The sequence below is a fragment of the Pseudomonas sp. GW821-FHT05H12 genome, from assembly GCF_059419385.1.
Map to the genome: position 1 here is coordinate 73,959 of NZ_JBWKRS010000018.1, position 23,420 is coordinate 97,378.

General features: G+C 61.0%; 19 protein-coding genes. 14 read left to right on the forward strand and 5 right to left on the reverse strand.

The window, feature by feature from the left end; genetic code table 11:
- Positions 1-206 precede the first annotated feature (206 nt).
- Together argF and AC07SU_RS17495 are read left to right on the forward strand one after the other, a co-directional pair.
- Positions 207-1,127, forward strand: coding sequence for an ornithine carbamoyltransferase (gene argF / locus AC07SU_RS17490; protein ID WP_494997728.1), 921 nt, complete (start codon positions 207-209; stop codon positions 1,125-1,127).
- Complete coding sequence (locus AC07SU_RS17495) at positions 1,124-2,233, forward strand: ABC transporter ATP-binding protein (RefSeq protein ID WP_176994861.1); 1,110 nt, start codon at positions 1,124-1,126, stop codon at positions 2,231-2,233. Before argF ends, AC07SU_RS17495 begins: the two co-directional genes overlap by 4 nt.
- 128 nt (positions 2,234-2,361) lie before the next feature.
- Here the strand turns inward: AC07SU_RS17495 and ybaK are convergent, their stop codons facing one another.
- Positions 2,362-2,832, reverse strand: coding sequence for a Cys-tRNA(Pro) deacylase (gene ybaK / locus AC07SU_RS17500; RefSeq protein ID WP_176994862.1), 471 nt, complete (start codon positions 2,830-2,832; stop codon positions 2,362-2,364).
- A 327-nt stretch (positions 2,833-3,159) separates the two neighbouring features.
- Between ybaK and AC07SU_RS17505 the strand changes: the two genes are divergently transcribed.
- The 4 genes from AC07SU_RS17505 to glpD all read left to right on the forward strand — a co-directional run bounded on the left by AC07SU_RS17505 (position 3,160) and on the right by glpD (position 8,250).
- The gene (locus tag AC07SU_RS17505; RefSeq protein WP_178922054.1) at positions 3,160-4,017 is read left to right on the forward strand and encodes an MIP/aquaporin family protein; all 858 of its coding nucleotides are present in this window, start codon (positions 3,160-3,162) and stop codon (positions 4,015-4,017) included.
- 78 nt (positions 4,018-4,095) lie between these two features.
- The gene (gene glpK, locus AC07SU_RS17510) at positions 4,096-5,601 is read left to right on the forward strand and encodes a glycerol kinase GlpK (RefSeq protein WP_176994864.1); all 1,506 of its coding nucleotides are present in this window, start codon (positions 4,096-4,098) and stop codon (positions 5,599-5,601) included.
- A 95-nt stretch (positions 5,602-5,696) separates the two neighbouring features.
- Positions 5,697-6,452, forward strand: a complete 756-nt coding sequence (locus AC07SU_RS17515; protein ID WP_176994865.1) for a DeoR/GlpR family transcriptional regulator — start codon at positions 5,697-5,699, stop codon at positions 6,450-6,452.
- Between the two features lie 259 nt (positions 6,453-6,711).
- Positions 6,712-8,250 carry a glycerol-3-phosphate dehydrogenase gene (glpD, locus tag AC07SU_RS17520; RefSeq protein ID WP_494997729.1) on the forward strand — a complete coding sequence of 513 codons (1,539 nt, stop codon included), beginning with the start codon at positions 6,712-6,714 and terminating at the stop codon, positions 8,248-8,250.
- A 47-nt stretch (positions 8,251-8,297) separates the two neighbouring features.
- Here glpD and AC07SU_RS17525 read toward each other — a convergent pair whose 3' ends face one another.
- A complete protein-coding gene (locus tag AC07SU_RS17525) occupies positions 8,298-9,008 on the reverse strand; it encodes a tetratricopeptide repeat protein (protein ID WP_494997730.1) in 711 nt (236 codons plus the stop codon).
- A 194-nt stretch (positions 9,009-9,202) separates the two neighbouring features.
- Between AC07SU_RS17525 and AC07SU_RS17530 the strand changes: the two genes are divergently transcribed.
- The 8 genes from AC07SU_RS17530 to AC07SU_RS17565 all read left to right on the forward strand — a co-directional run bounded on the left by AC07SU_RS17530 (position 9,203) and on the right by AC07SU_RS17565 (position 18,852).
- Entirely contained in the window at positions 9,203-11,458 is a 2,256-nt protein-coding gene (locus AC07SU_RS17530; protein WP_494997731.1) for a TonB-dependent receptor, read from the forward strand.
- Between the two features lie 376 nt (positions 11,459-11,834).
- Positions 11,835-12,761, forward strand: coding sequence for a glutamate/aspartate ABC transporter substrate-binding protein (locus AC07SU_RS17535; RefSeq protein ID WP_176994869.1), 927 nt, complete (start codon positions 11,835-11,837; stop codon positions 12,759-12,761).
- 194 nt (positions 12,762-12,955) lie between these two features.
- Positions 12,956-13,702: an amino acid ABC transporter permease gene (locus AC07SU_RS17540; RefSeq protein ID WP_010212762.1), complete on the forward strand. Its 747-nt coding sequence runs from the start codon at positions 12,956-12,958 to the stop codon at positions 13,700-13,702.
- Entirely contained in the window at positions 13,702-14,373 is a 672-nt protein-coding gene (locus AC07SU_RS17545) for an amino acid ABC transporter permease (RefSeq protein WP_010212763.1), read from the forward strand. The genes AC07SU_RS17540 and AC07SU_RS17545 overlap by 1 nt, the downstream gene beginning before the upstream one ends.
- Positions 14,370-15,104, forward strand: a complete 735-nt coding sequence (locus AC07SU_RS17550) for an amino acid ABC transporter ATP-binding protein (protein ID WP_176994870.1) — start codon at positions 14,370-14,372, stop codon at positions 15,102-15,104. Before AC07SU_RS17545 ends, AC07SU_RS17550 begins: the two co-directional genes overlap by 4 nt.
- Before the next feature lie 174 nt (positions 15,105-15,278).
- The gene (gene aauS / locus AC07SU_RS17555) at positions 15,279-17,180 is read left to right on the forward strand and encodes a two-component sensor histidine kinase AauS (RefSeq protein ID WP_176994871.1); all 1,902 of its coding nucleotides are present in this window, start codon (positions 15,279-15,281) and stop codon (positions 17,178-17,180) included.
- The gene (gene aauR, locus AC07SU_RS17560; RefSeq protein ID WP_176994872.1) at positions 17,177-18,514 is read left to right on the forward strand and encodes a two-component response regulator AauR; all 1,338 of its coding nucleotides are present in this window, start codon (positions 17,177-17,179) and stop codon (positions 18,512-18,514) included. Before aauS ends, aauR begins: the two co-directional genes overlap by 4 nt.
- Positions 18,514-18,852 carry a GlpM family protein gene (locus tag AC07SU_RS17565; protein ID WP_176994873.1) on the forward strand — a complete coding sequence of 113 codons (339 nt, stop codon included), beginning with the start codon at positions 18,514-18,516 and terminating at the stop codon, positions 18,850-18,852. The genes aauR and AC07SU_RS17565 overlap by 1 nt, the downstream gene beginning before the upstream one ends.
- A 273-nt stretch (positions 18,853-19,125) precedes the next feature.
- Here the strand turns inward: AC07SU_RS17565 and AC07SU_RS17570 are convergent, their stop codons facing one another.
- Genes AC07SU_RS17570 through AC07SU_RS17580 form a run of 3 tightly spaced genes read right to left on the reverse strand, consistent with a single transcriptional unit; the run spans position 19,126 to position 23,415 of the window.
- On the reverse strand, positions 19,126-20,523 hold the full coding sequence (locus AC07SU_RS17570; RefSeq protein ID WP_494997732.1) for a sigma-54-dependent transcriptional regulator: 1,398 nt from the start codon (positions 20,521-20,523) through the stop codon (positions 19,126-19,128).
- Complete coding sequence (locus AC07SU_RS17575; RefSeq protein ID WP_494997733.1) at positions 20,513-22,291, reverse strand: sensor histidine kinase; 1,779 nt, start codon at positions 22,289-22,291, stop codon at positions 20,513-20,515. Before AC07SU_RS17575 ends, AC07SU_RS17570 begins: the two co-directional genes overlap by 11 nt.
- The gene (locus AC07SU_RS17580) at positions 22,291-23,415 is read right to left on the reverse strand and encodes a GNAT family N-acetyltransferase (RefSeq protein ID WP_494997734.1); all 1,125 of its coding nucleotides are present in this window, start codon (positions 23,413-23,415) and stop codon (positions 22,291-22,293) included. The genes AC07SU_RS17575 and AC07SU_RS17580 overlap by 1 nt, the downstream gene beginning before the upstream one ends.
- Positions 23,416-23,420 lie beyond the last annotated feature (5 nt).

Consider the following 23,420-nt stretch of genomic DNA (forward strand, 5'->3'; position numbering starts at 1 on the left):
CTGGAAATCGTCTTCAAAAGCGCTCTGGCGCCCTTCTTGAACACCCTTAAAAACCGTAGCCCTATTGGTAAGACGCGACATTTAATTATAAGATCGCGCCTTCCCCTATTTCGTCGCCCCGTGCGGCTTTCGCCGCAGGTCTCGCCCGTTGTCACAATAAACAAGGCTTTGAGTATCTGCGGTCTGTTGCAAAAAGGTAGTTAATGATGAGCGCAAGGCACTTTCTCTCCCTGATGGATTGCACGCCCGAAGAGCTGGTCAGCGTGATCCGTCGAGGCATTGAGCTTAAAGACCTGCGTAACCGCGGCGTACTGTTCGAGCCTTTGAAAAACCGTGTGCTCGGCATGATTTTCGAGAAGTCCTCGACCCGCACCCGCGTGTCGTTCGAAGCCGGCATGATCCAGTTGGGTGGCCAAGCCATCTTCCTGTCCTCGCGCGATACCCAACTGGGCCGTGGCGAACCGGTGGCCGACAGCGCCATCGTGCTGTCGAGCATGCTCGATGCGGTGATGATCCGTACCTTCGCCCACAGCACCGTCACCGAATTTGCCGCCCACTCCCGCGTACCGGTGATCAACGGCCTGTCCGATGACCTGCACCCGTGCCAGTTGCTGGCCGACATGCAAACCTTCCTTGAACACCGTGGCTCGATCCAGGGCAAGACCGTGGCCTGGATCGGCGACGGCAACAACATGTGCAACAGCTATATAGAAGCGGCGATCCAGTTCGACTTCAAACTGCGCGTCGCCTGCCCGGAAGGTTACGAGCCCGACGCGCGCTTCCTGGCGCAGGCCGGTGACCGCATCACCCTCGTGCGCGACCCACGTGACGCCGTGACCGGCGCTCATCTGGTAAGCACCGACGTCTGGACCTCCATGGGCCAGGAAGACGAAACCGCCAAGCGCCTGGCGCTGTTCGCCCCCTACCAGGTGACCCGCGCCCTGCTCGACCTGGCCGCGCCGGACGTGCTGTTCATGCATTGCCTGCCCGCGCACCGGGGCGAAGAAATCAGCCTCGACCTGCTGGACGACCCACGCTCGGTCGCCTGGGACCAGGCCGAAAACCGTTTGCATGCACAGAAGGCCCTTCTGGAATTCCTCGTGCCGCCGTCGTACCACCACGCATGAGCCAGCCTTTACTGCTGAACCTGCGCAATCTGGCATGCGGCTATCAAGATCAACGGGTGGTGCAGAACCTCAACCTGCACCTCAATGCTGGCGACATCGGTTGCCTGCTGGGCTCTTCGGGTTGCGGCAAGACCACCACCCTGCGCGCGATTGCCGGGTTTGAACCGGTGCACGAAGGCGAAATCAGCCTGACGGGCGAAGTGATCTCCAGCGCCGGGTTCACCCTGGCACCCGAGAAACGTCGTATCGGCATGGTGTTCCAGGATTACGCGTTGTTTCCCCACTTAAGCGTGGCGGACAACATCGCCTTTGGCATTCGCAAGCACCCGCAAAAAGAGCGCGTGGTGGCCGAGTTGCTGGAACTGGTGAACCTGAAGAACCTGGGCAAGCGTTTTCCCCATGAGCTTTCCGGCGGTCAGCAACAGCGTGTTGCCCTCGCCCGCGCACTGGCGCCGGAACCGGCACTGTTGCTGCTGGACGAACCGTTCTCCAACCTTGATGGCGAACTGCGCCGCAAGCTCAGCCACGAGGTGCGCGACATCCTCAAGGCCCGGGGCACCAGTGCGATCCTGGTGACCCATGACCAAGAAGAAGCGTTTGCCGTGAGCGATAAAGTGGGCGTGTTCAAAGAGGGCCGCCTGGAGCAGTGGGACACACCCTACAACCTCTATCACGAACCACAGACGCCCTACGTCGCCAGCTTTATCGGCCAGGGTTACTTCATCCGTGGCCAATTGAGTTCGCCGGAGTCTGTGATTACCGAATTGGGTGACCTGCGCGGTAATCGTGCCTACACCTGGCCTACCGGTGGCGCGGTGGATGTGCTGCTACGCCCGGATGACATCGTCTACGCGCCGGACAGTGCGTTGAAAGCACGGATCGTCGGCAAGACGTTCCTCGGTGCGTCAACCCTGTATCGCTTGCAATTGCCGACGGGCGCGCAATTGGAATCGATCTTCCCGAGCCATGCCGACCATCAGGTTGGGGCGGATGTAGGGATTCGTGTTGCCGCCGAACACCTGGTGTTGTTCCAGGCTTCGGGCAGCACGGCGGCGCAGATTCCGCAGTCCGAATCAGGCGTACGGCGTTACAGCCCGGCCCACTGACCGCACCGGATCACAAAATGCAGGCGCTGGCTCGCCAGCGATGCCGGCACTTCGGTCTTCCAGTGACACCGAGGGGATGCTATCGCCGGCAAGCCGGCTCCTACAGTTAGATTCCAGTCAAAATTGGTTCAGGGCCGGCCAATCGGGGCGAACTTGGCCTGGGTGTGCTCGGCCAGCACCGCCGCTGGCAATTCAACTTCCAACCCCCTTCTCCCCGCGCTCACAAAAATCGTCGCAAACGGTTGCGCCGTCTCATCGATAAAAGTACGCAAGCGCTTCTTCTGCCCCAACGGGCTGATACCGCCCAGCAAATAACCCGTAGAACGCTGCGCTGCTGCCGGGTCGGCCATCTCGACTTTTTTCACACCCGCCGCATGGGCCAACGCTTTCAAGTCCAGGCTTCCGACGACCGGCACCACGGCAACCAACAATTCACCTTTTTCACTGCTGGCCAGCAGGGTCTTGAACACCTGCGCCGGGTCCAACCCCAATTTTTCCGCGGCCTCCAGGCCATATGACGCAGCTTTGGGATCGTGCTCGTAACTGTGGATACGATGTTCGGCGCGAACTTTTTTCAACAGGTCCAATGCGGGGGTCATGACGTCTCCGGGCGTGGCAAACAGATGGCCAATTCTAGGCCAAGCCCACCTAAAAGACTCTAGTCCGCCCACTCTTAAGGTGCACGCGTAATGTGACAAGCGTGATCATTCACCAGACCAATAGTTTGAAAGTGACTGACAGTTCACTTTCGACCTTTGACAGCCGTCATTCTTGTCTATATTTTTTCGTTTCCGAATACTGTAGGAATAGATCTACAGCACTCGAGCAGCAAGCCGCGACCGGGATGGGGATCCTTGCCACGGTGAAAATCGCGCAACAACCCGTTGAGGTTGTGCGCCAGACAAGAACAACAACTGAGGTTTTCCATGACGACTGCTCTTCAACAGCCTTCACTTTCGAGCCAATGCATGGCCGAGTTCCTGGGGACTGCGCTTCTGATCTTCTTCGGTACAGGATGTGTCGCTGCGCTCAAGGTTGCCGGTGCCAGCTTCGGGTTGTGGGAAATCAGCATCATCTGGGGGGTGGGCGTCAGCATGGCGATCTACCTGAGCGCCGGTATTTCCGGGGCGCACCTCAACCCTGCCGTCAGTATTGCCCTGTGTATTTTCGCCGACTTCGAAAAGCGCAAACTGCCCTTCTATATCCTTGCCCAAGTCGCCGGCGCCTTCTGCTCCGCCGCGTTGGTCTACACCCTGTACAGCAATCTTTTTTTCGATTACGAACAAACCCACCATATGGTTCGTGGCACACAAGCGAGCCTGGAACTGGCCTCGGTCTTCTCCACCTACCCTCACCCACTGCTGAGCACGGCCCAGGCCTTCCTGGTGGAAGTGGTGATTACCGCGATCCTGATGGGTGTGATCATGGCCCTGACCGACGACAACAACGGCCTGCCGCGTGGTCCATTGGCGCCCCTGCTGATTGGCTTGCTGATCGCCGTGATTGGCAGTGCCATGGGCCCGCTGACCGGCTTCGCGATGAACCCTGCACGGGATTTCGGGCCGAAGCTGATGACCTTTTTCGCAGGCTGGGGTGAAATGGCTTTCACTGGCGGCCGAGATATTCCTTACTTCCTGGTTCCGATTTTCGCGCCAATTGTTGGCGCATGCCTCGGTGCTGCGGCCTATCGCGGGCTGATCGCCCGTCATCTGCCGAGCGCCGCACCTGCTATAGCTGAAGAAACACCTGACACGGCTGTCAACGGCAAGACCCGTATTTCCTGATAGCGCCAGCCTGGACGCACCTGCCCTTTTTGTGGCCCAGGCTGATTACCGATTTTCTTATTTTCCAAGGCATTCGACATGACCGATCTTCAGAATAAGAACTACATCATCGCCCTTGACCAAGGCACCACCAGCTCGCGAGCGATCATCTTTGATCGCGACGCCAACGTGGTGTGCACCGCCCAGCGTGAATTCGCCCAGCACTACCCGCAAGCCGGTTGGGTTGAACATGACCCGATGGAAATCTTCGCCACCCAGAGCGCCGTGATGGTCGAGGCCCTGGCCCAGGCTGGCCTGCACCATGACCAGGTCGCCGCCATCGGTATCACCAACCAGCGTGAAACCACTGTGGTGTGGGACAAGGTCACCGGCCGCCCGATCTACAACGCCATCGTCTGGCAGTGCCGTCGCAGCACCGAGATCTGCCAGCAGCTCAAGCGCGACGGCCACGAGCAGTACATCAGCGACACCACGGGCCTGGTCACCGACCCGTACTTCTCCGGCACCAAGCTCAAGTGGATCCTCGACAACGTCGAAGGCAGCCGCGAGCGCGCACGCGCCGGCGAACTGCTGTTCGGTACCGTCGACAGCTGGCTGATCTGGAAATTTACCGGCGGCAAGACCCACGTCACCGACTACACCAACGCCTCGCGCACCATGCTCTTCAACATTCACACCCTGGAGTGGGATGCGAAGATGCTGGAGATCCTCGACATTCCGCGCGAGATGCTGCCGGAAGTAAAGTCGTCCTCCGAAATTTACGGCCGCACTAAGAGCGGCATCGCCATCGGCGGTATCGCCGGCGACCAACAAGCCGCCCTGTTCGGCCAGATGTGTGTCGAAGCCGGCCAGGCCAAGAACACCTACGGCACCGGTTGCTTCCTGCTGATGAACACCGGCGACAAGGCGGTGAAATCCAAGCACGGCATGCTCACCACCATCGCCTGCGGCCCGCGTGGCGAAGTGGCCTACGCCCTGGAAGGTGCCGTGTTCAACGGCGGCTCCACCGTGCAGTGGCTGCGTGATGAGCTGAAAATCATCAACGACGCCCACGACACCGAATACTTCGCCGGCAAGGTCAAAGACAGCAACGGCGTGTACCTGGTACCTGCCTTTACCGGCCTGGGCGCGCCCTACTGGGACCCGTATGCCCGTGGCGCGCTGTTCGGCCTGACCCGTGGCGTACGCGTGGATCACATTATTCGTGCGGCCCTGGAGTCGATTGCCTACCAGACCCGCGACGTGCTCGACGCCATGCAACAGGACTCCGGCGAGCGCCTCAAAGCCCTGCGCGTGGACGGCGGTGCAGTGGCCAACAACTTCCTGATGCAGTTCCAGGCCGACATCCTCGGTACCCAGGTCGAGCGCCCGCAAATGCGTGAGACCACGGCACTCGGCGCGGCTTATCTGGCGGGCCTGGCGTGCGGCTTCTGGGGCAGCCTGGAAGAACTGCGCGGCAAGGCCGTGATCGAGCGCGAATTCGAACCGCAGCTTGAAGAAAAGGAAAAAGAAAAGCTGTACGCCGGCTGGCAGAAAGCGGTCAGCCGCACCCGTGACTGGGAGCCCCACGAAGGCGCTGAATAAGCCAAGCGCCGGACCCATGTAGGGTTGTAACTGGCAGGGAGCGGATTCCTGCGTCATCATGGGCCACTTTTGTATGGCAGCCCAAAGGACGCCCCATGAATCTGCCTCCCCGCCAACAACAAATCCTCGAGTTGGTCCGCGAGCGCGGCTACGTCAGCATCGAGGAAATGGCGCAGCTGTTCGTTGTCACCCCGCAAACCATCCGCCGCGATATCAACCAGCTGGCGGACGCCAATCTGCTGCGCCGCTACCACGGCGGCGCGGCTTATGACTCCAGCGTCGAGAACACCGCGTACGCCATGCGTGCCGACCAGATGCGCGACGAGAAACAACGCATTGGCGAAGCCATCGCCGCCCAGATCCCTGATCACGCCTCGCTGTTCATCAATATCGGCACCACCACCGAATCCATCGCCCGTGCGCTGCTCAACCACAGCCACCTGAAAATCATCACCAACAACCTCAACGTCGCCACCATGCTCAGTGCCAAGGACGACTTCGACGTGCTGCTGACCGGCGGTAACGTGCGCCGTGACGGCGGCGTGGTGGGTCAGGCCAGTGTGGATTTCATCAACCAGTTCAAGGTCGACTTTGCGCTGGTGGGCATCAGCGGCATCGATGAGGACGGCAGCCTGCTGGACTTCGATTATCAGGAAGTGCGCGTCTCCCAAGCGATCATCGCCAATGCGCGCCAGGTGATCCTGGCGGCGGACTCCAGCAAGTTCGGGCGCAATGCCATGATTCGCCTGGGGCCGATCAGTCTGGTGGATTGCCTCGTGACCGATCAGCAGCCGGTGCCGGCGTTGGTGCAGCTTTTGAACCAGCATAAGGTTCGTCTGGAAGTCGTGTAGCGCCTGTTCTGCCGCCTTCGCGGGCAAGCCCGCTCCCACATTGGAATGCGATCACCTGTGGGAGCCGGGCTTGCCCGCGATGGCGATCTGCCTGTCCCCCATTGCCCTGACCTTTTGTTCACAAATTTTCCTTTCTTGGTCTTTCGATGAGTTTTTTCAATCGAAGGCAGGTGGCTGCGCGCGCGTTTATCAGCTACCATTTTCGCAAATGAACATTAATGTTCGAATTCCAAGACGAAAAAGATCGCGAGGCCAGCCGATGACCCCTTCCACCTTGCCTGCTCCACCGCTTGCCGAAGTCTATGACGTTGCCGTTATCGGTGGCGGGATCAATGGCGTCGGCATTGCAGCAGACGCAGCCGGTCGCGGGTTGTCGGTATTCCTTTGCGAAAAGGACGACTTGGCCAGCCACACCTCTTCGGCCAGCAGCAAGCTGATCCACGGCGGCCTGCGCTACCTCGAACATTACGAATTCCGCCTGGTGCGCGAAGCCCTGGCCGAACGTGAAGTGCTGCTGGCCAAGGCGCCGCACATCGTCAAGCAGATGCGTTTCGTGTTGCCACACCGCCCGCACCTGCGCCCGGCGTGGATGATCCGCGCCGGTCTGTTCCTGTACGACCACCTCGGCAAGCGCGAAAAACTCGCCGGTTCCAAAAGCCTCAAGTTTGGCGCAGACAGCCCGCTCAAAAGCGAAATCACCAAAGGCTTCGAATACTCCGATTGCTGGGTCGATGACGCGCGCCTCGTCGTGTTGAACGCCATGGCCGCCCGTGAAAAAGGCGCACATATCCACACCCAGACCCGCTGCGTAAGCGCTCACCGCAGCAAAGGCCTGTGGGAAATGAACATGGAACGCGCCGATGGCAGCCTGTTCTCGATCCGCGCCCGGGCGCTGGTGAACGCGGCAGGCCCATGGGTCGCCAAGTTCATCAAGGACGACTTGAAGCTGGACTCGCCTTACGGCATCCGCCTGATCCAGGGCAGCCACTTGATCGTGCCGAAGCTGTACGAAGGCGCCCACGCGCACATCCTGCAGAACGAAGACCAGCGCATCGTCTTCACCATTCCGTACCTCAACCACCTGACCATCATCGGCACCACCGACCGCGAATACACCGGCGACCCTGCAAAAGTCGCGATTACCGAAGGTGAAACTGACTACATGCTCAAAGTGGTCAACGCGCACTTCAAGAAACAGCTGAGCCGTGACGACATCGTGCACACCTACTCCGGCGTGCGCCCGCTGTGCAACGACGAATCGGATAACCCGTCGGCCATTACCCGCGATTACACCCTGGCGCTGTCTGGCGGAACGGGTGAAGCACCGATCCTGTCGGTGTTCGGTGGCAAGCTGACCACCTACCGCAAACTCGCCGAGTCGGCGATGGCGCAACTGGCCCCGTACTTCACGCAGATGCGTCCGAGCTGGACCGCCAAGGCCAGCCTGCCAGGCGGTGAAAACATGAGCACGCCAGAGGCATTGGCCGACGCCATTCGCAGCAAGTTCGATTGGGTGCCGAGCGAGATCGCGCGCCGCTGGTCCATCACCTACGGCAGCCGCACCTGGCGCCTGCTGGAAGGTGTTCAATCGTTAGCCGATCTGGGTGAGCACCTGGGTGGCGGCCTGTACACCCGCGAAGTCGACTACCTGTGCGCCGAAGAATGGGCCACCCAGGCTCAGGATGTGCTGTGGCGCCGCACCAAGCTCGGTCTGTTCACCACGCCGGACGAGCAAGAAAACGTGCAGCGTTATCTGTCCCAGGTTGAGCAGAATCGCGGCAAGATCCAGGCAGCCTGATCACCGCTGCCAAACAAAGCCCCCGTGCCGAAAGGTCCGGGGGCTTTTTATTGGGGATCTGATTGCTGCTGGTAGCGCAGCCCCATCTCACGGATGGCGCTAGAGGCCGACGCGAGCAAAACAGGGTATGCCGCTTCCAGAAATCCCGGCGTCGCTGTCTTCAAGGCGCGCTCTAGCCACATGCACGCCTGCTGTTCATCGCCCGCCTGGGCCAGTTCCGCAGCATGGTTGTATTGGCCGCGAAAATCCCCGGCCTCGGCGGCGCGCAAATACCACTGCCGCGCCAGTGGAACGTCCTGGGGCACCACAACACCTTCATGGTGGAAACGCCCCAGCAGATTCATCGACTTGGCGTGCCCCTTGGCGGCGGCCAGACGGAACTGTTCGTACGCGGCCACCAGGTCTTGCCCCACGCCACGACCACGGCTCAGCAATTGGCCGTAGTTGTAGAGCCCCCAATCCAGCCCCAAGTCGGCAGCCTGCCGGTAATGCTGCGCCGCATCAGCCAGGTCGATCACGCAACCCCAGCCGTTCTCCAGGCAACGTCCGACCATATTAATCGCCATCGGGTGACGCTGGCGGGCAGCGATTCGAAACCAGCTCAGCGCCAACGACGCGTCTTTCTGCACGCCACGGCCATCGAGCAACAACTGGGCCAGGGTCGCCTGTGCATCCACATCCCCCAGCTGCGCGGCATGCATGACCCAGCGCACATACGCACGCGGGTTGTCCGCAATTTCTGGCTGCCCACTCTGCATTGGCGCTTCTCATCGGCTGATAAAACTGACTGAAATTTCATGAATCATTTCGTTACAAAGTATTACATTTGAGATCCGTTATCAATTACGATCGCATCTCACTTCTACCAACAAGAGACTATTCAATGGCTACCGGGATCAGTTCTGCCCCCCTCTCATCGCGGCATTTGCTCGCGTCGGCTGTGGGTTTGGCAGTGGCTGCGCAAGGAGGATTCAGTTACGCGGCGGAGACCGCAACGGATGACAACACAGGCGTGATTCAACTGGGTGCAACCAGCATCGAGGGCCAAGCCCCGAGCCAGAGCGCCTACAACCCTGTGGCTCCTTCATCCCCCAAGTACACCGAGGCACTGCGCGATACCCCGCAGACCATTACGGTCGTCCCCAAGGAAGTCATTCATGACCAGAACCTGCTGACCCTGCGCGATGTGCTCAGCACCGTGCCAGGCATCACCTTCGGCGCCGGCGAAGGCGGCAGCGGCTATGGCGACAGCATTAACCTGCGCGGCTTTTCCGCCAGCGGTGATATCTACGTGGACGGCGTGCGTGACAGTGCGCAATACAGCCGCACCGACCCGTTCAATCTGGAACAGGTAGAGGTGGTCAGCGGCGCAAGCTCGGTGTATTCAGGCTCGGGCGCGGTCGGCGGCACCATCAACCTGGTGAGCAAGACCCCGGAGTTGCGTGACAAAACCACCATCAGTGCCGGCATCGGCACCGACAACTACAAGCGCACCACGCTTGATACCAACCAGATGCTCAACGACACCACCGCGTTCCGGCTCAACCTCATGGCCCATGGTAACGACGTGCCGGGGCGCGATTATGAAGATTACGAACGCTGGGGCATTGCGCCTTCCATTGCGTTCGGCCTGGGCACACCGACGCGCGTCACCGTCAGTTACGAACACCAGAAAGACGACAACACCCCGCAATACGGCATCCCCATCTACAACGGCAAACCCATGCCGGGCGTGGGTTGGAGCGACTTCTACGGCTACCACAACATCAATGACCAGCAGATCACCTCGGACGCGTTCAGCCTGAAGCTCGAACACGACTTCAACGACGCCGTGTCCGTGCGCAACTTCACCCGCGTCGAGCGCGTGCGCCAAGACTTGCGCGCTTCCGGCCCCGAAGGCGCGCAGGCCGGCTGCCTGGCCAGCGGCACCCAGATCACCGGCGCCCCGTGCGCAGCCGGTCTGAACACGGGCTTCTTCCAGCCAAGCGGCGGTTCGCTGGGTAACGAGCGCAACACCCAGAACAAGATGTTCACCAACCAGACTGACGTGACCAGCCGCTTCAGCACCGGCTTCATCGACCACACGCTAGTGACCGGCATCGCCATCAGCCGTGAGGAATACGAGGCGGATACCGGCAAATGGCTGACCAACAGCAACGGCACCGCGATCGTCCCGCCGCCGGTCAGCTTCAGCGACCCGGACTCCTACTGGGCTGGCCCGGTCAACTTCACCCGCGCGGCCCACGTCGACGGCGCGCTGAACAACCGAGCGGCCTACGCCTTCGACACGCTCAAGCTGAACCCGCAGTGGGAAATCAACGGCGGTCTGCGCTACGAGCACAACGCCGGCAGTTCGGTGACCAACGCCTACTCCACCAGCGGCGTGGAAACCCCGGGCCAGCGCTACGGCCAAGCCGACGACCTGACCTCCTATCGCCTGGCCCTGGTCTACAAGCCAGTGGAAAACGGCAGCTTCTATGTCGCCTACGGCAACAGCAAGACGCCATCCCAAGCGAGCGTGAACGGTGGCTGCTTCACCCCGGCCAAAAGCTCCAGCATCGCCACCAACAACTGCAACGTCGCCCCGGAAACCGCCGTCAGCTATGAAATCGGCACCAAATGGGACTTCCTCGACAATGCCCTCTCGGTTACCGGCGCGATCTTCCGCAACGACCGCACCAACTACAAGGTTGCCGACCCCGACCCTACCAACCTGAGCGGTACGCAGTCCCTCGACGGCAAGGCACGGGCGGACGGCGTGGCACTGGGCCTGAGTGGCGCGATCACCGACCGGTGGAAGGTCTTCGCCAACTACACCTACCTCGACACCCGCGTCCTGCGCAGCGCCAGCGACTTTACCCTGGCCAACACCGGCTTCGACGCGCAGAAAGGTGAACCCCTGCCCTTCACGCCAAAACACGCAGCCAGCCTGTGGACGGTGTACGACCTGCCCTACGACTTCCAGGTGGGCTACGGCATCACCGCGCAGTCCAAGCAATACCTGGTCAGCGCCGCCGGGGCACCGACGGCGCCCGGCTATGCGGTGCAGCGCGCGATGCTCGGCTATAAGGTCAACAAACAGTTGAACCTGCAGTTGAACGTCAACAACCTGTTCGACAAGGACTACCTGACCCGCATCCGCAACAACGGCTGGGCTGTGCCAGGCGATGGCCGCGCAGCCATCGTTTCCGCCGACTACACCTTCTAACCCGCCCTGTAGGAGCTGGCTTGCCAGCGATGGCATTACCTCGGTCACTCTGACAAACCGAGGTGCCTGAATCGCAGGCAAGCCAGCTCCTACATAAAAGCGTCGCCTAAAACACCATCAGCGCCATTCGGTTTTCCGAACGCCACCCTCTCCCCTATTCGGTTTGCCGGATCCCTCGCTTAAAAATCCCCCGTCACACAAAGTTAATCTATATATAAATCAGATAGTTAACGGTTTGTTTCCGGTATGGCACGACTCATGCTCTACACTCCCTGACGATTGCCTGAGACGCCTCAGGAGCCGTCATGGGCATTCGCTGTACAAAGAGAGCCGTTTAGCCGGCTTCATAAAAAAAACAAATGTCGAGGAAGTATTGATGCGCATCGTTCCCCATATCCTGGGCGCAGCTATCGCTGCTGCTCTGATCAGCACTCCAGTTTTCGCCGCCGAACTCACCGGCACACTGAAGAAAATCAACGACTCCGGCACCATCACCCTCGCGCACCGCGACAGCTCCATTCCGTTTTCCTACATCGCGGACGGTTCGGGCAAACCTGTGGGCTACTCCCACGACATTCAGTTGGCCATCGTTGAACAACTGAAAAAAGACCTGAACAAGCCCGACCTCAAGGTCAAATACAACCTGGTGACCTCGCAGACCCGTATCCCGTTGATCCAGAACGGCACTGCGGACGTTGAGTGCGGTTCCACCACCAACAACGCCGAACGCGCCCAGCAAGTTGATTTCACCGTCAACATCTTCGAAATCGGCACCCGTCTGCTGGTCAAGAAAGACAAGGATGGCAAACCGTCCTACGCTGACTTTGCCGACCTGAAAGGCAAGAACGTCGTGACCACCGCGGGCACCACGTCCGAGCGCATCATCAAGGCGATGAACGCCGACAAGCAAATGGGCATGAACGTCATCTCCGCCAAAGACCACGGCGAATCCTTCCAAATGCTGGAAAGCGGCCGTGCCGTTGCCTTCATGATGGACGACGCCCTGCTGGCCGGTGAAGAAGCCAAGGCCAAGAAGCCGGACGACTGGGTCATCACCGGTACTCCGCAATCCTTCGAAGCCTACGCGTGCATGGTGCGTAAAGACGACCCAGCCTTCAAGAAGGCTGTCGATGACGCCATCGTCGCCCTCTACAAATCCGGCGAGATTAACAAGATCTACAGCAAATGGTTCGAGAGCCCGATCCCACCAAAAGGCCTGAACCTGAACTTCCCGATGAGCGACAAGGTGAAGGAGCTGATCGCCAACCCAAGCGACAAGCCAGCGCCTGACGTAAAAATCTGATACCTGACTAAGCTTATCTCCTGAGGGAGCCAACCCTCCCTCAGGCGTCTGTTACTACCTGCTGGCTTTAATGTGGAACACTCGACCTGGCGGTTTTCGAGCCGATCGCGTGTGCCTGGCGTTCACCGCCAGGCGGGAAAGGATCTTCCCCAAGCGGGTGCTTGTACATCGATCGATCTCGAGGGGAGACCCTAATGAATTACAACTGGGACTGGGGCGTGTTCTTCAAGTCCACCGGCGTTGGCAGCGAGACTTATCTCGACTGGTACATCGCCGGCCTGGGCTGGACCATCGCCATCGCTGTCGTGGCATGGATTATCGCCTTGCTGCTGGGGTCCATTCTGGGCGTCATGCGCACCGTGCCAAACCGCATCGTATCGGGCATCGCGACCTGCTACGTGGAACTGTTTCGTAACGTGCCGCTGCTGGTTCAGCTGTTCATCTGGTACTTCCTGGTACCGGACATGCTGCCGCAGAACCTGCAGGACTGGTACAAACAAGACCTGAACCCGACCACCTCGGCCTACCTGAGTGTTGTCGTGTGCCTGGGCCTGTTCACCGCCGCTCGCGTGTGTGAGCAAGTGCGCACCGGTATCCAGGCGCTGCCACGGGGCCAGGAATCCGCTGCTCGGGCCATGGGCTTCAAGCTGCCGCAGATCTACTGGAACGTGCTGCTGCCCCAGGCCTACCGGATCATCATTCCGCCGCTCACCTCGGAATTTCTCAACGTCTTCAAGAACTCCTCCGTGGCGTCCTTGATCGGCCTGATGGAATTGCTGGCGCAGACCAAGCAGACCGCCGAGTTCTCGGCCAACCTGTTTGAAGCCTTCACCCTGGCCACGCTGATCTACTTCACCCTGAACATGAGCCTGATGCTGCTCATGCGCCTGGTCGAGAAGAAAGTCGCCGTGCCCGGCCTGATCTCCGTGGGGGGTAAATAATGGACTTCGATTTCAGCGGCATCATCCCCGCCATCCCGGGCCTGTGGAACGGCATGGTCATGACCTTGCAGTTGATGGTCATGGGCGTGGTCGGCGGTATTGCCCTTGGTACGGTCCTGGCGCTGATGCGCCTGTCGTCCAGCAAACTGCTGTCCCGCGTGGCCGGCGCCTACGTGAACTACTTCCGCTCGATCCCGCTGCTGCTGGTGATCACCTGGTTCTACCTGGCGGTGCCGTTCGTGCTGCGCTGGATCACCGGCGAAGACACCCCGATCGGCGCGTTCACCTCCTGCGTCGTGGCCTTCATGATGTTCGAAGCCGCGTACTTCTGTGAAATCGTGCGGGCCGGCGTGCAGTCGATCCCTAAAGGCCAGATGGCGGCGGCACAGGCCATGGGCATGACCTATGGCCAGACCATGCGCCTGATCATCCTGCCCCAGGCGTTCCGCAAGATGACCCCGTTGCTGCTGCAACAGTCGATCATCCTGTTCCAGGACACCTCGCTGGTCTACACCGTGGGCCTGGTGGACTTCCTCAACTCCGCCCGCTCCAACGGCGACATCATCGGCCGCTCCAACGAGTTCCTGATCTTCGCCGGTGTCGTCTACTTCATCATCAGCTTTTCCGCCTCGCTGCTGGTCAAGCGTCTGCAAAAAAGGTTTGCCGTATGATCTCTATCAAGAACATCAACAAGTGGTATGGCGACTTCCAGGTGCTGACCGATTGCAGCACCGAGGTTAAAAAAGGCGAAGTGATCGTGGTGTGCGGGCCGTCGGGCTCGGGTAAATCCACCCTGATCAAGTGCGTCAACGCGCTGGAACCGTTCCAGAAGGGCGACATCGTGGTCGACGGCACCTCCATCGCCGACCCGAAGACAGACTTGCCGAAGCTGCGCTCCCGCGTGGGCATGGTGTTCCAGCACTTCGAGCTGTTCCCGCACCTGACCATCACCGAAAACCTGACCATCGCGCAGATCAAGGTACTGGGTCGCAGCAAGGAAGAGGCCACCAAGAAAGGCCTGCAACTGCTCGAGCGCGTCGGCCTGTCGGCCCATGCCCACAAGCACCCGGGCCAGCTGTCCGGTGGCCAGCAACAACGTGTGGCCATCGCCCGCGCCCTGGCCATGGACCCGATCGTCATGCTGTTCGACGAACCGACCTCGGCGCTGGACCCGGAGATGGTCAACGAAGTGCTCGACGTGATGGTGCAACTGGCCCACGAAGGCATGACCATGATGTGCGTGACCCACGAAATGGGCTTCGCCCGTAAAGTGGCCGACCGTGTGATCTTCATGGACGCCGGCAAGATCATCGAGGATTGCCCAAAGGAAGAGTTCTTCGGCGACATCAGCGCCCGCTCCGAGCGCGCGCAGCACTTCCTCGAGAAAATCCTGCAGCACTAAAACAGCGATGATCTCCGTGTGAGAAACGGGCTCGTGTAGGAGCTGGCTTGCCAGCGATAGGATCACCTCGATGTCACTGACACACCGAGGTGCCTGCATCGCTGGCAAGCCAGCTCCTACAGGAACCTTGTTCGTCACGGGGCCAGCAGCGCTGGTTGACCCAAGGCATCTGTGATGAAATGCGACCCCAACCCCTATCGCGCCGCGCCGCCATCACTTGCCGTGAAGCCTCGTCTGATTCGCCAACTGTTCCTGCCGCCGTTGATCATCGCCCTGATGATCGGCTTGGGTTATATCGGCTTCTGGGTCAGTGAGTACTATGGCATCCGCACCCTCAGCGACAACGGCGAACGCCAGTTGGAGCTGCACGCTCGTACCGTCGAAAGCGAACTGAGCAAATACACCTACCTGCCCAGCCTGCTGGAACTGGAGTCCAGCGTGTCGACGCTGCTGGCAGACCCGAACCAGGAAACCCGCAAGACCGTCAACGATTACCTCGAAGGCCTGAACCGACGCAGTCGCAGCCGGGCCATCTACGTGATGGACACCACCGGCCGTGTGCTGGCCACCAGTAACTGGCGCGATGCCGACAGTTACCAGGGTGAAGACCTGTCCTTTCGTGCCTATTTCCAGAACGCCGTGCGCGGCCAGCCCGGCCGTTTCTACGGCATCGGCAGCACCAACGGCGAACCCGGCTACTACCTGGCCCATGGCCTGGAGGAGCACGGCAAGATCATCGGCGTCGCCGTGGTCAAGGTGCGCCTCGAAGCCCTTGAAGAACGCTGGCAGCGCGCACGCCTCGAAGCCTTCGTGAGCGACGAGAACGGCATCATCATTCTGTCCAGCGACCCGGCTCGCCGCCTCAAGGCTGTGCGTCCGTTGAGCGACGACACCAAGGAACGCCTGGCCCACAGCCTGCAATATTACTGGGCGACGCTGAACGAGCTTGAGCCCCTGGCCCGCGAGCGCCTGAACGAAGGCACCGAAAAACTGACCTTCCCGGCCAACAGTGAAGTGGTCAACGACGAGCACGAAGTCAGCTACCTGGCACAAACTCGCCCGCTCAATGACACACCGTGGAATTTCACCCTGCTCACCCCGCTCAACGACCTGCGCCGGGCCGCCATCAACCAGGGCATCCTGGTGGCCGTGGCCTTTGGCCTGGTCGCGTTCCTGCTGATCGCCTGGAACGAGCGGCGCAAAGTTATCGCCACCCGCCTCGCCGCGCGGGAAGCCTTGCAGGAAGCCAACAGCCAGCTGGAACGTCGGATTGCCGAACGCACCGCCGACCTGCGTGCCAGCAACGAACGGCTCAAGGGCCAGATCCGCGAACGGCGCCAGGCCGAGGAAACGTTACGACGTGCCCAGGATGAACTGGTACAGGCCGGCAAACTGGCTGCTATCGGCCAGATGTCCACCAGCATCGCCCATGAACTGAACCAGCCACTGGCCGCGCTGCGCACTTTGTCCGGCAACACGGTGCGCTTCCTCGAACGTGGGGCTCTGGACACCGCCAGCGCCAACCTAAAGACCATCAACGAACTGATCGACCGCATGGGCCGCATCACCGCCAGCCTGCGCTCCTTTGCCCGGCGCGGTGATGACCAGGGCGAAGCCAGCCTCGCCAAGGCCGTGGATGCAGCCTTCCAGGTGCTCGGTGCACGCCTAGACAGCTTGCCGCTGACCCTGCACCGCGACTTTGCCAACGCCCAACTTCAAATCGACCAGACACGCCTGGAGCAGATCCTGGTCAATCTGATCGGCAACGCCCTCGACGCCATGCAGGCACAACCGGCGCCCCAGCTGTGGCTCGAAGGCAGCAGCAGCGACGGCAAATACCGCCTGCAAGTACGCGACAACGGCCACGGCATCGACCCCGAGGCGCGCAAGCATTTGTTCGAACCGTTCTTCACCACCAAGCCCGGCGAACAAGGCCTGGGACTGGGCCTGACCCTTTCCGCCAGCCTCGCGGCGGCCACCGGCGGCAACCTCGCCGTGGAGCACCCGGCCAGTGGTGGTACTGCCTTTGTCTTGTGCCTGCCGTTGGTGGGCGCTCAAAAAGCTGAGTCGACATGAATATAGATCCCAAAGACCTTACCGTCCTGATCGTCGAAGACGACCCCCATGTGTTGCTCGGCTGCCAGCAAGCCCTGGCGCTGGAAGACATTCCCAGCGTGGGCGTGGGCAGCGCCGAAGAAGCGCTCAAGCGCATCGGCGAAAACTTTGCCGGCATCGTCATCAGCGATATCCGCCTGCCGGGCATCGATGGCCTGGAGTTGCTGACGCGCCTCAAGGCTTTGGATAAAAGCCTGCCAGTGGTGTTGATCACCGGGCACGGCGACATTTCCATGGCCGTCGGCGCCATGCGCAACGGCGCCTACGATTTCATGGAAAAACCCTTTTCTCCCGAGCGTCTGGTGGACGTGGTTCGCCGCGCCCTGGAGCAGCGTGGGCTGGCCCGGGAGGTCTGGTCGCTGCGCCGCCAGCTGGCTGAACGCGACTCCCTGGAAGGCCGCATCATCGGCCGCTCACCGGCGATGCAGAACCTGCGCGAACTGATCGCCAACGTCGCCGACACCTCGGCCAATGTGCTGATCGAAGGTGAGACCGGCACCGGCAAGGAGCTGGTCGCACGCTGCCTGCATGATTTCAGCCGGCGCCACACCCACCAGTTCGTCGCCCTGAATTGCGGCGGCTTGCCGGAAAACCTGTTCGAAAGCGAGATCTTCGGTCACGAGGCCAACGCCTTCACCGGCGCCGGCAAGCGTCGTATCGGCAAGATCGAGCACGCCCATGAGGGCACACTGTTCCTCGATGAAGTGGAAAGCATGCCGATCAACCTGCAGATCAAACTGCTGCGGGTGCTGCAGGAACGCACCCTCGAACGCCTGGGTTCGAACCAGAGCGTTGCGGTGGATTGCCGGGTGATCGCCGCCACCAAGTCCGACCTCGACGAACTGAGCCGCGCCAGCCAATTCCGCAGCGACCTGTACTACCGCCTCAACGTGGTCACCCTGGAACTGCCGCCCCTGCGCGAGCGCCGCGAAGACATCCTGCAACTGTTTGAACACTTCCTGCAGCAGTCGTCCCTGCGCTTCGACCGCACCGCGCCAGAGCTGGATAACCAGACCCTGTCGAGCCTGATGAGCCATGACTGGCCGGGCAACGTGCGTGAACTGCGCAACGTCGCCGAACGCTTTGCCTTGGGCTTGCCCGCCTTCAAGAAAAGCGGCACCGGCAGCGGCAACCATGGCCTGGCGTTTACCGAAGCGGTGGAGGCGTTCGAACGCAACCTGCTCAACGATGCACTGCAACGCAGCGGCGGCAACCTGACCCAGGCCAGCCTGGAACTGGGCATGGCCAAGACCACGCTGTTCGACAAGGTCAAGAAATACGGGTTGAGCCACTGATGGATCTGTTACTGAAGGCCGCCCTGGGCGCAGCGGTCGTGCTGATCCTGGCCGCGCTGGCCAAGACCAAGAACTACTACATCGCGGGCCTGGTGCCGCTGTTCCCGACCTTTGCGCTGATCGCCCATTACATCGTCGGCAAGGGCCGTTCGGTGGACGATTTGAAGACCACGATCCTGTTCGGGATGTGGTCGATCATTCCGTACTTTGTGTATTTGGCGACGCTGTATGTGATGGTCGACCGGATGCGGCTGGAGGCGTCCTTGGCCGTCGCAGCAGTAGCCTGGCTGATGGCCGCGACCGTGCTGGTCAGCATCTGGGTCCGCGTCCATTCCTGACCCAATGTGATCAAGACTGTGGGAGCTGGCTTGCCTGCGATGGCGGTGTGTCTGTACCCAATGCGCTGCCTGATACACCGCTATCGCCGGCAAGCCGGGCTCCTACAGGCGATACCAGAAGCTGCGCTCCGATATCCGCCGCTGCCGTCTGACACAACGCGAATAAAACTGTGGGAGCTGGCTTGCCTGCGATGGCGGTATGTCAGTACCCGGTGAGCTGGCTGTTACACCGCTATCGCCGGCAAGCCGGGCTCCTACAGAGGATGTGTCGGGTCAGCGGACGATCTTGTCGACCTGGATGCCCAGCTTCTTCAGGCGATACCAGAAGCTGCGCTCCGAAATCCCGATCTTCGCCGCTGCCGCCGCCTGCACTCCGTTGCTCTCTTGCAGGGCCGCCAGGATGTAAGCCTTTTCCACCTCGGCCAGCGCCGCGTCGAGGTCCCGGGGAATCCCCGGGCCGTCACTGAGGATCGTCGCCACCCCGCCTTCGCTCGGCTTGGAAGCGAACAGATAACCCGGCAAGTCGATGTCCTCGATCACCGGCGATGCCGCCACAATGGTCGCGCGTTCTACACAGTTCTGCAGCTCACGGATATTGCCCGGCCAGCTGTAGGCCGCCATCGCCTGCAAGGCCTCGGCACTGAAGCCGGTGATGCGCTTGCCGGCCGTGGCACTCAAGGTTTGGGCGAAGTGGCGCGCCAAGGGCGCGATGTCTTCCACACGCTCACGCAGGGCCGGCAGCGGGATCGGGAACACGTTGAGGCGGTAATACAGGTCTTCGCGAAATTCTTTATTGGCGACCGCGTCCATCAGGTTCTTATTGGTGGCGGCGATCACCCGCACATCGACCTTGCGCTCACGCGGGTCGCCCACCGGTTCGATCACCCGCTCTTGCAGCGCACGCAGGATCTTGGCCTGCAACGCCAGGGGCATGTCGCCCACCTCGTCGAGAAACAGCGTGCCTTTGTCAGCCTGCATGAAGCGCCCTACCCGATCCGCCACAGCGCCGGTGAACGCGCCTTTGCGGTGGCCGAACATTTCGCTTTCCAGCAGGCCTTCCGGGATCGCGGCGCAGTTGACCGCCACAAAGGGTTTGTCGGCGCGGCTGCCATGCTTGTGGATGGCGCGCGCGACCATTTCCTTGCCGGTGCCACTTTCGCCGGTGAGCAGGATAGTCGCGGTGCTGTCGCGGACCGAATCCACCGCCTGCAGCACTTTGCGAAACGCCGGGCTGTCGCCCACCAGGCTGTCGAACTGGGCATGCTCGTCCAACTCGGCGCGCAGGCGAGCGTTGTCGCGCATGATGTCGCGAAACTGCAGGGCCTTGGCCACGGTGATGTCCAGTTCATCGATATCGAACGGCTTGGCGATGTAGTCATACGCGCCGTTGCGCATCGATTGCACGGCGTTTTTCACCGTGCTGTAGGCGGTCATCACAATCACCGGCAAGTGCGGGTAGCGCACCTTGATCTCGGCCAGCAGCGCCGGTCCGTCCATGCCCGGCATGCGCCAGTCACTGATCACCAGGTCGATGTCTTCCTGTTCCAGCACCTTGAGCGCATGCAGGCCGTTGCCTGCGGTGAACACCTGGATGCCGCTCTGGCTCAGGGCCGACGACAACAAGTCACACAGCTTGGGTTCGTCGTCGACCACCAATACGTTATGCGTCATGACCTTCCTCATCATCCCCGTCGTCTTCGCGGTTAGCCGGAATGTACAGGCTGAACGTGGCGCCGGCATCTTTCTCACTGGCACATTCGATGCTGCCGTCGTGACTTTCCATGATCGAATAGACTTTGGCCAGGCCCAGGCCGGTGCCCGAGGCCTTGGTGGTGACAAACGGTGTGAAGATGCGCTCGATCATGTCCGCCGGGATACCTTGGCCGGTGTCGGCAATGCTGATGATCGTGTTGTCGTCCTCGCTGCGGATGCCCAGGGTCAGGCGACCGCCTTCAGGCATGGCGTCGATGGCATTGAGGATCAGGTTCAGGCACGCCTGCTTGAGCTGCTTGGCGTCGGCGTAGATCGTCGCGCCGGGCGCCTGGTCATCGATCTGTGCATCGATGTTATGGGTAGACAGCTCCGGGCCGCAGAAGCCGAGGATCTCTTCCACCACCGGGCGCGCCGCCTGCAGCGTGCGCAACGGTGGGTTGGGCTTGGCGAAATCGAGGAACTCGGTGATCAGGTCGTTGATGCGGCTGACTTCGCTGATCACGTATTCCAGATGGCGCTTGTCGGTTTCCGCCAGGTCGGCACGCCGGTGCAGCAGTTGCGTGGCGGTCTTTATGATGCCCAACGGGTTGCGGATTTCATGGGCCAGGCCCATGGCGACTTCGCCCAAGGCATGCAGGCGGTCACGCCGGCGCAGTTGGGCTTCAAGGTGATGCAACTCGCCCAGGCGCTCGGTCATGTGGTTGAACGTGCTGCTCAATTGCGCCAGCTCGTCGCCGCCACTCACCAGTACGCGGTGTTCATAGTTGCCCGAGATCACCGCATTCACGCCCTGGGACAAATCCCGCAAAGGCTTGGTCAGGCGCCGCGACACCAGCACCCCCGCCGCCAGGGACAGGGCCGAGCTAAGCAGGAAGATCAATACGAACAAGTTGCTCTGGTTCACCAGCCCCACCAGGCTGGTATGGCGCAGCAAACCACTGAAAATCACGCCTTGCAGTTCGCCGGCATCGTTGAAGATCGGCCAGTACAACCCACTGTACTTGCTGGTGAATTGCTCGCTGGGCTGCTTGGTGCTGCGCAACGCCGCTTCAACCCCCTTGGGGATGCGCGAGGGGTGATCTTCGAAGCGCTGGGTTGAGAAAATCTCGGAAAACCCCGTGGGGTTGGCCAGGTAGAGACGCAGGTCCAGGGAGTGCACATCGGCCACGCTGGTGAGGAAACTGCTGTCCAGGTAAGTGGCGACCAGCAGCAGGTAATCCTCTCCATCGCGATTGGTCTCGAAGGTCGAGACCACCAACCCCGTACTGACGCCGGCCACTTGCACCGTCTGCAACACCGCGTTGCTGGTCAGGTTAATCTGCTTGACGATGTCATCGGCGGCGGTGCTGAACACCACCTTGTGGTCGCTGACGCGAATAAGCGCCACCACATCGATGTCCGTGGCATCGGCAATGTCGGCGGTGAGCCGATCATGCCGGGCAGCCTGTTTGGATGAGGGCGGGCTGGTGTAGCGCAAGAACAGCTTGGCCATGCGCGCGTTGTCGTGAAGGATGTCGCCAATCTCGTCCTTGACGATCTTGGTCGACTCTTGCAGCCAGATCCGTACGTTGCTGTCGAAAATCTGCGACAACGTGGTGGCGGCCAGCTCGGCCGCGATCATGGTGGGAATAACGCTGACCAGCCAGAACGCCAGCACCAGCTTGCGCTGGACGCTCCAGCGCGAGATGGCAAAGGGGCGGGCTTTCTGGCGGGTCTTGGTGATCATCAGGTTTCGCTTATCGCAGCAGCCATGGCAGGGTCGGAACGATCCGGTCGGAAAAACATTTTCACTACTTTGAGCAGCCCATTGACCAACCGATTGCGGTGGCGGAAGAACATGCTGTTGCCCTGGAACTCGCACCCCAGTCGCAGCTTACTGGCATACCCCGCCTGCCCGCACTCGTACAACGCGATATTGTTCTGGATACAGTAGTCGACGTTGGTCAGCCAGCTGCGGAAGTACAGGTTGTACTCACGGGTGAACTCCACGTCGTGCCCGAAGAACTTGTCGATCAAGCGGTGCTCATCCACCAGCACCAGGTTGAACGCCACCAGGCTATCGTCCACCCAGTAAAGTACACAGACCGCGCGCTCATCAAGGCGTTCGAGCACGCCGGTGAAGTAGCTGGCGGGCAAGCGTTCGAACTGCAAATCGGAGCGCGTCAGGGTGGCTTCGTAGAGGCGCATGATCTCGGGCAACACGTCGTCGATGTTGCGTCGCCACTCCACGCGCGGCCCCGGCGCACGCAGCTTGCGGCGCAGGTCCTTGCGGGTGGATTTGCCCAGCGACCCCAGGTAGGCGTCCACCGACCCGTAAGGCAACGGCAACAGCCCGGTGGGCAGGCTCGGCATGCTTTGAAAGCCTGCGGCGCGGCAGCTGTCTGCCCAGTCCGGGTCTTTGGTCGGTGCATCCTTGACCGCCACCAGGCCGATGCCGAACTCGTCGGCATCCTGGCGTGCAGCCTGCAGCAAATGCTTGAGCAACAGCGGACGGCGTTCGCTCGGGACATGGCTGGCCACCCCCGCGTCGCAACGCTCGGCCACCGGCGAACCGATGGCGTACAAACCCAACTGCAAAACACCCGGCCACAGTCGCTCCAGGCGCTCGGTCAAGCGCTTGCCGGCACCCGACACCGTGGTGTCGAGTCGATAATGAGTGATGAAGGCGGCGGCCACAGCCACCAGCACTCCATCGTCGTAAACAGCCAGGTAACGCCACTGAAAATCATCGATCGCGGCGTTTTCCACGGCCACGTAATAGTCCCAGTCCTCCAGGGCACCGGGAAAACAGTCATTCCAGGCACTGCGCTGGATAGCCCGGATGGTCGGGAAGGCTTGGGCGGTAATCACGTCTG

Bases quoted from the DNA above. Each gene is read 5' to 3' on its own strand.
- AC07SU_RS17570 (WP_494997732.1), bottom strand. From the start codon at position 20,523: ATGACGCATAACGTATTGGTGGTCGACGACGAACCCAAGCTGTGTGAC.
- AC07SU_RS17495 (WP_176994861.1), top strand. From the start codon at position 1,124: ATGAGCCAGCCTTTACTGCTGAACCTGCGCAATCTGGCATGCGGCTAT.
- argF (WP_494997728.1), top strand. From the start codon at position 207: ATGAGCGCAAGGCACTTTCTCTCCCTGATGGATTGCACGCCCGAAGAG.
- AC07SU_RS17575 (WP_494997733.1), bottom strand. From the start codon at position 22,291: ATGATCACCAAGACCCGCCAGAAAGCCCGCCCCTTTGCCATCTCGCGC.
- AC07SU_RS17545 (WP_010212763.1), top strand. From the start codon at position 13,702: ATGGACTTCGATTTCAGCGGCATCATCCCCGCCATCCCGGGCCTGTGG.
- AC07SU_RS17565 (WP_176994873.1), top strand. From the start codon at position 18,514: ATGGATCTGTTACTGAAGGCCGCCCTGGGCGCAGCGGTCGTGCTGATC.
- AC07SU_RS17540 (WP_010212762.1), top strand. From the start codon at position 12,956: ATGAATTACAACTGGGACTGGGGCGTGTTCTTCAAGTCCACCGGCGTT.
- AC07SU_RS17550 (WP_176994870.1), top strand. From the start codon at position 14,370: ATGATCTCTATCAAGAACATCAACAAGTGGTATGGCGACTTCCAGGTG.
- AC07SU_RS17535 (WP_176994869.1), top strand. From the start codon at position 11,835: ATGCGCATCGTTCCCCATATCCTGGGCGCAGCTATCGCTGCTGCTCTG.
- glpK (WP_176994864.1), top strand. From the start codon at position 4,096: ATGACCGATCTTCAGAATAAGAACTACATCATCGCCCTTGACCAAGGC.
- AC07SU_RS17525 (WP_494997730.1), bottom strand. From the start codon at position 9,008: ATGCAGAGTGGGCAGCCAGAAATTGCGGACAACCCGCGTGCGTATGTG.
- aauR (WP_176994872.1), top strand. From the start codon at position 17,177: ATGAATATAGATCCCAAAGACCTTACCGTCCTGATCGTCGAAGACGAC.
- AC07SU_RS17505 (WP_178922054.1), top strand. From the start codon at position 3,160: ATGACGACTGCTCTTCAACAGCCTTCACTTTCGAGCCAATGCATGGCC.
- AC07SU_RS17515 (WP_176994865.1), top strand. From the start codon at position 5,697: ATGAATCTGCCTCCCCGCCAACAACAAATCCTCGAGTTGGTCCGCGAG.
- aauS (WP_176994871.1), top strand. From the start codon at position 15,279: ATGAAATGCGACCCCAACCCCTATCGCGCCGCGCCGCCATCACTTGCC.
- glpD (WP_494997729.1), top strand. From the start codon at position 6,712: ATGACCCCTTCCACCTTGCCTGCTCCACCGCTTGCCGAAGTCTATGAC.
- ybaK (WP_176994862.1), bottom strand. From the start codon at position 2,832: ATGACCCCCGCATTGGACCTGTTGAAAAAAGTTCGCGCCGAACATCGT.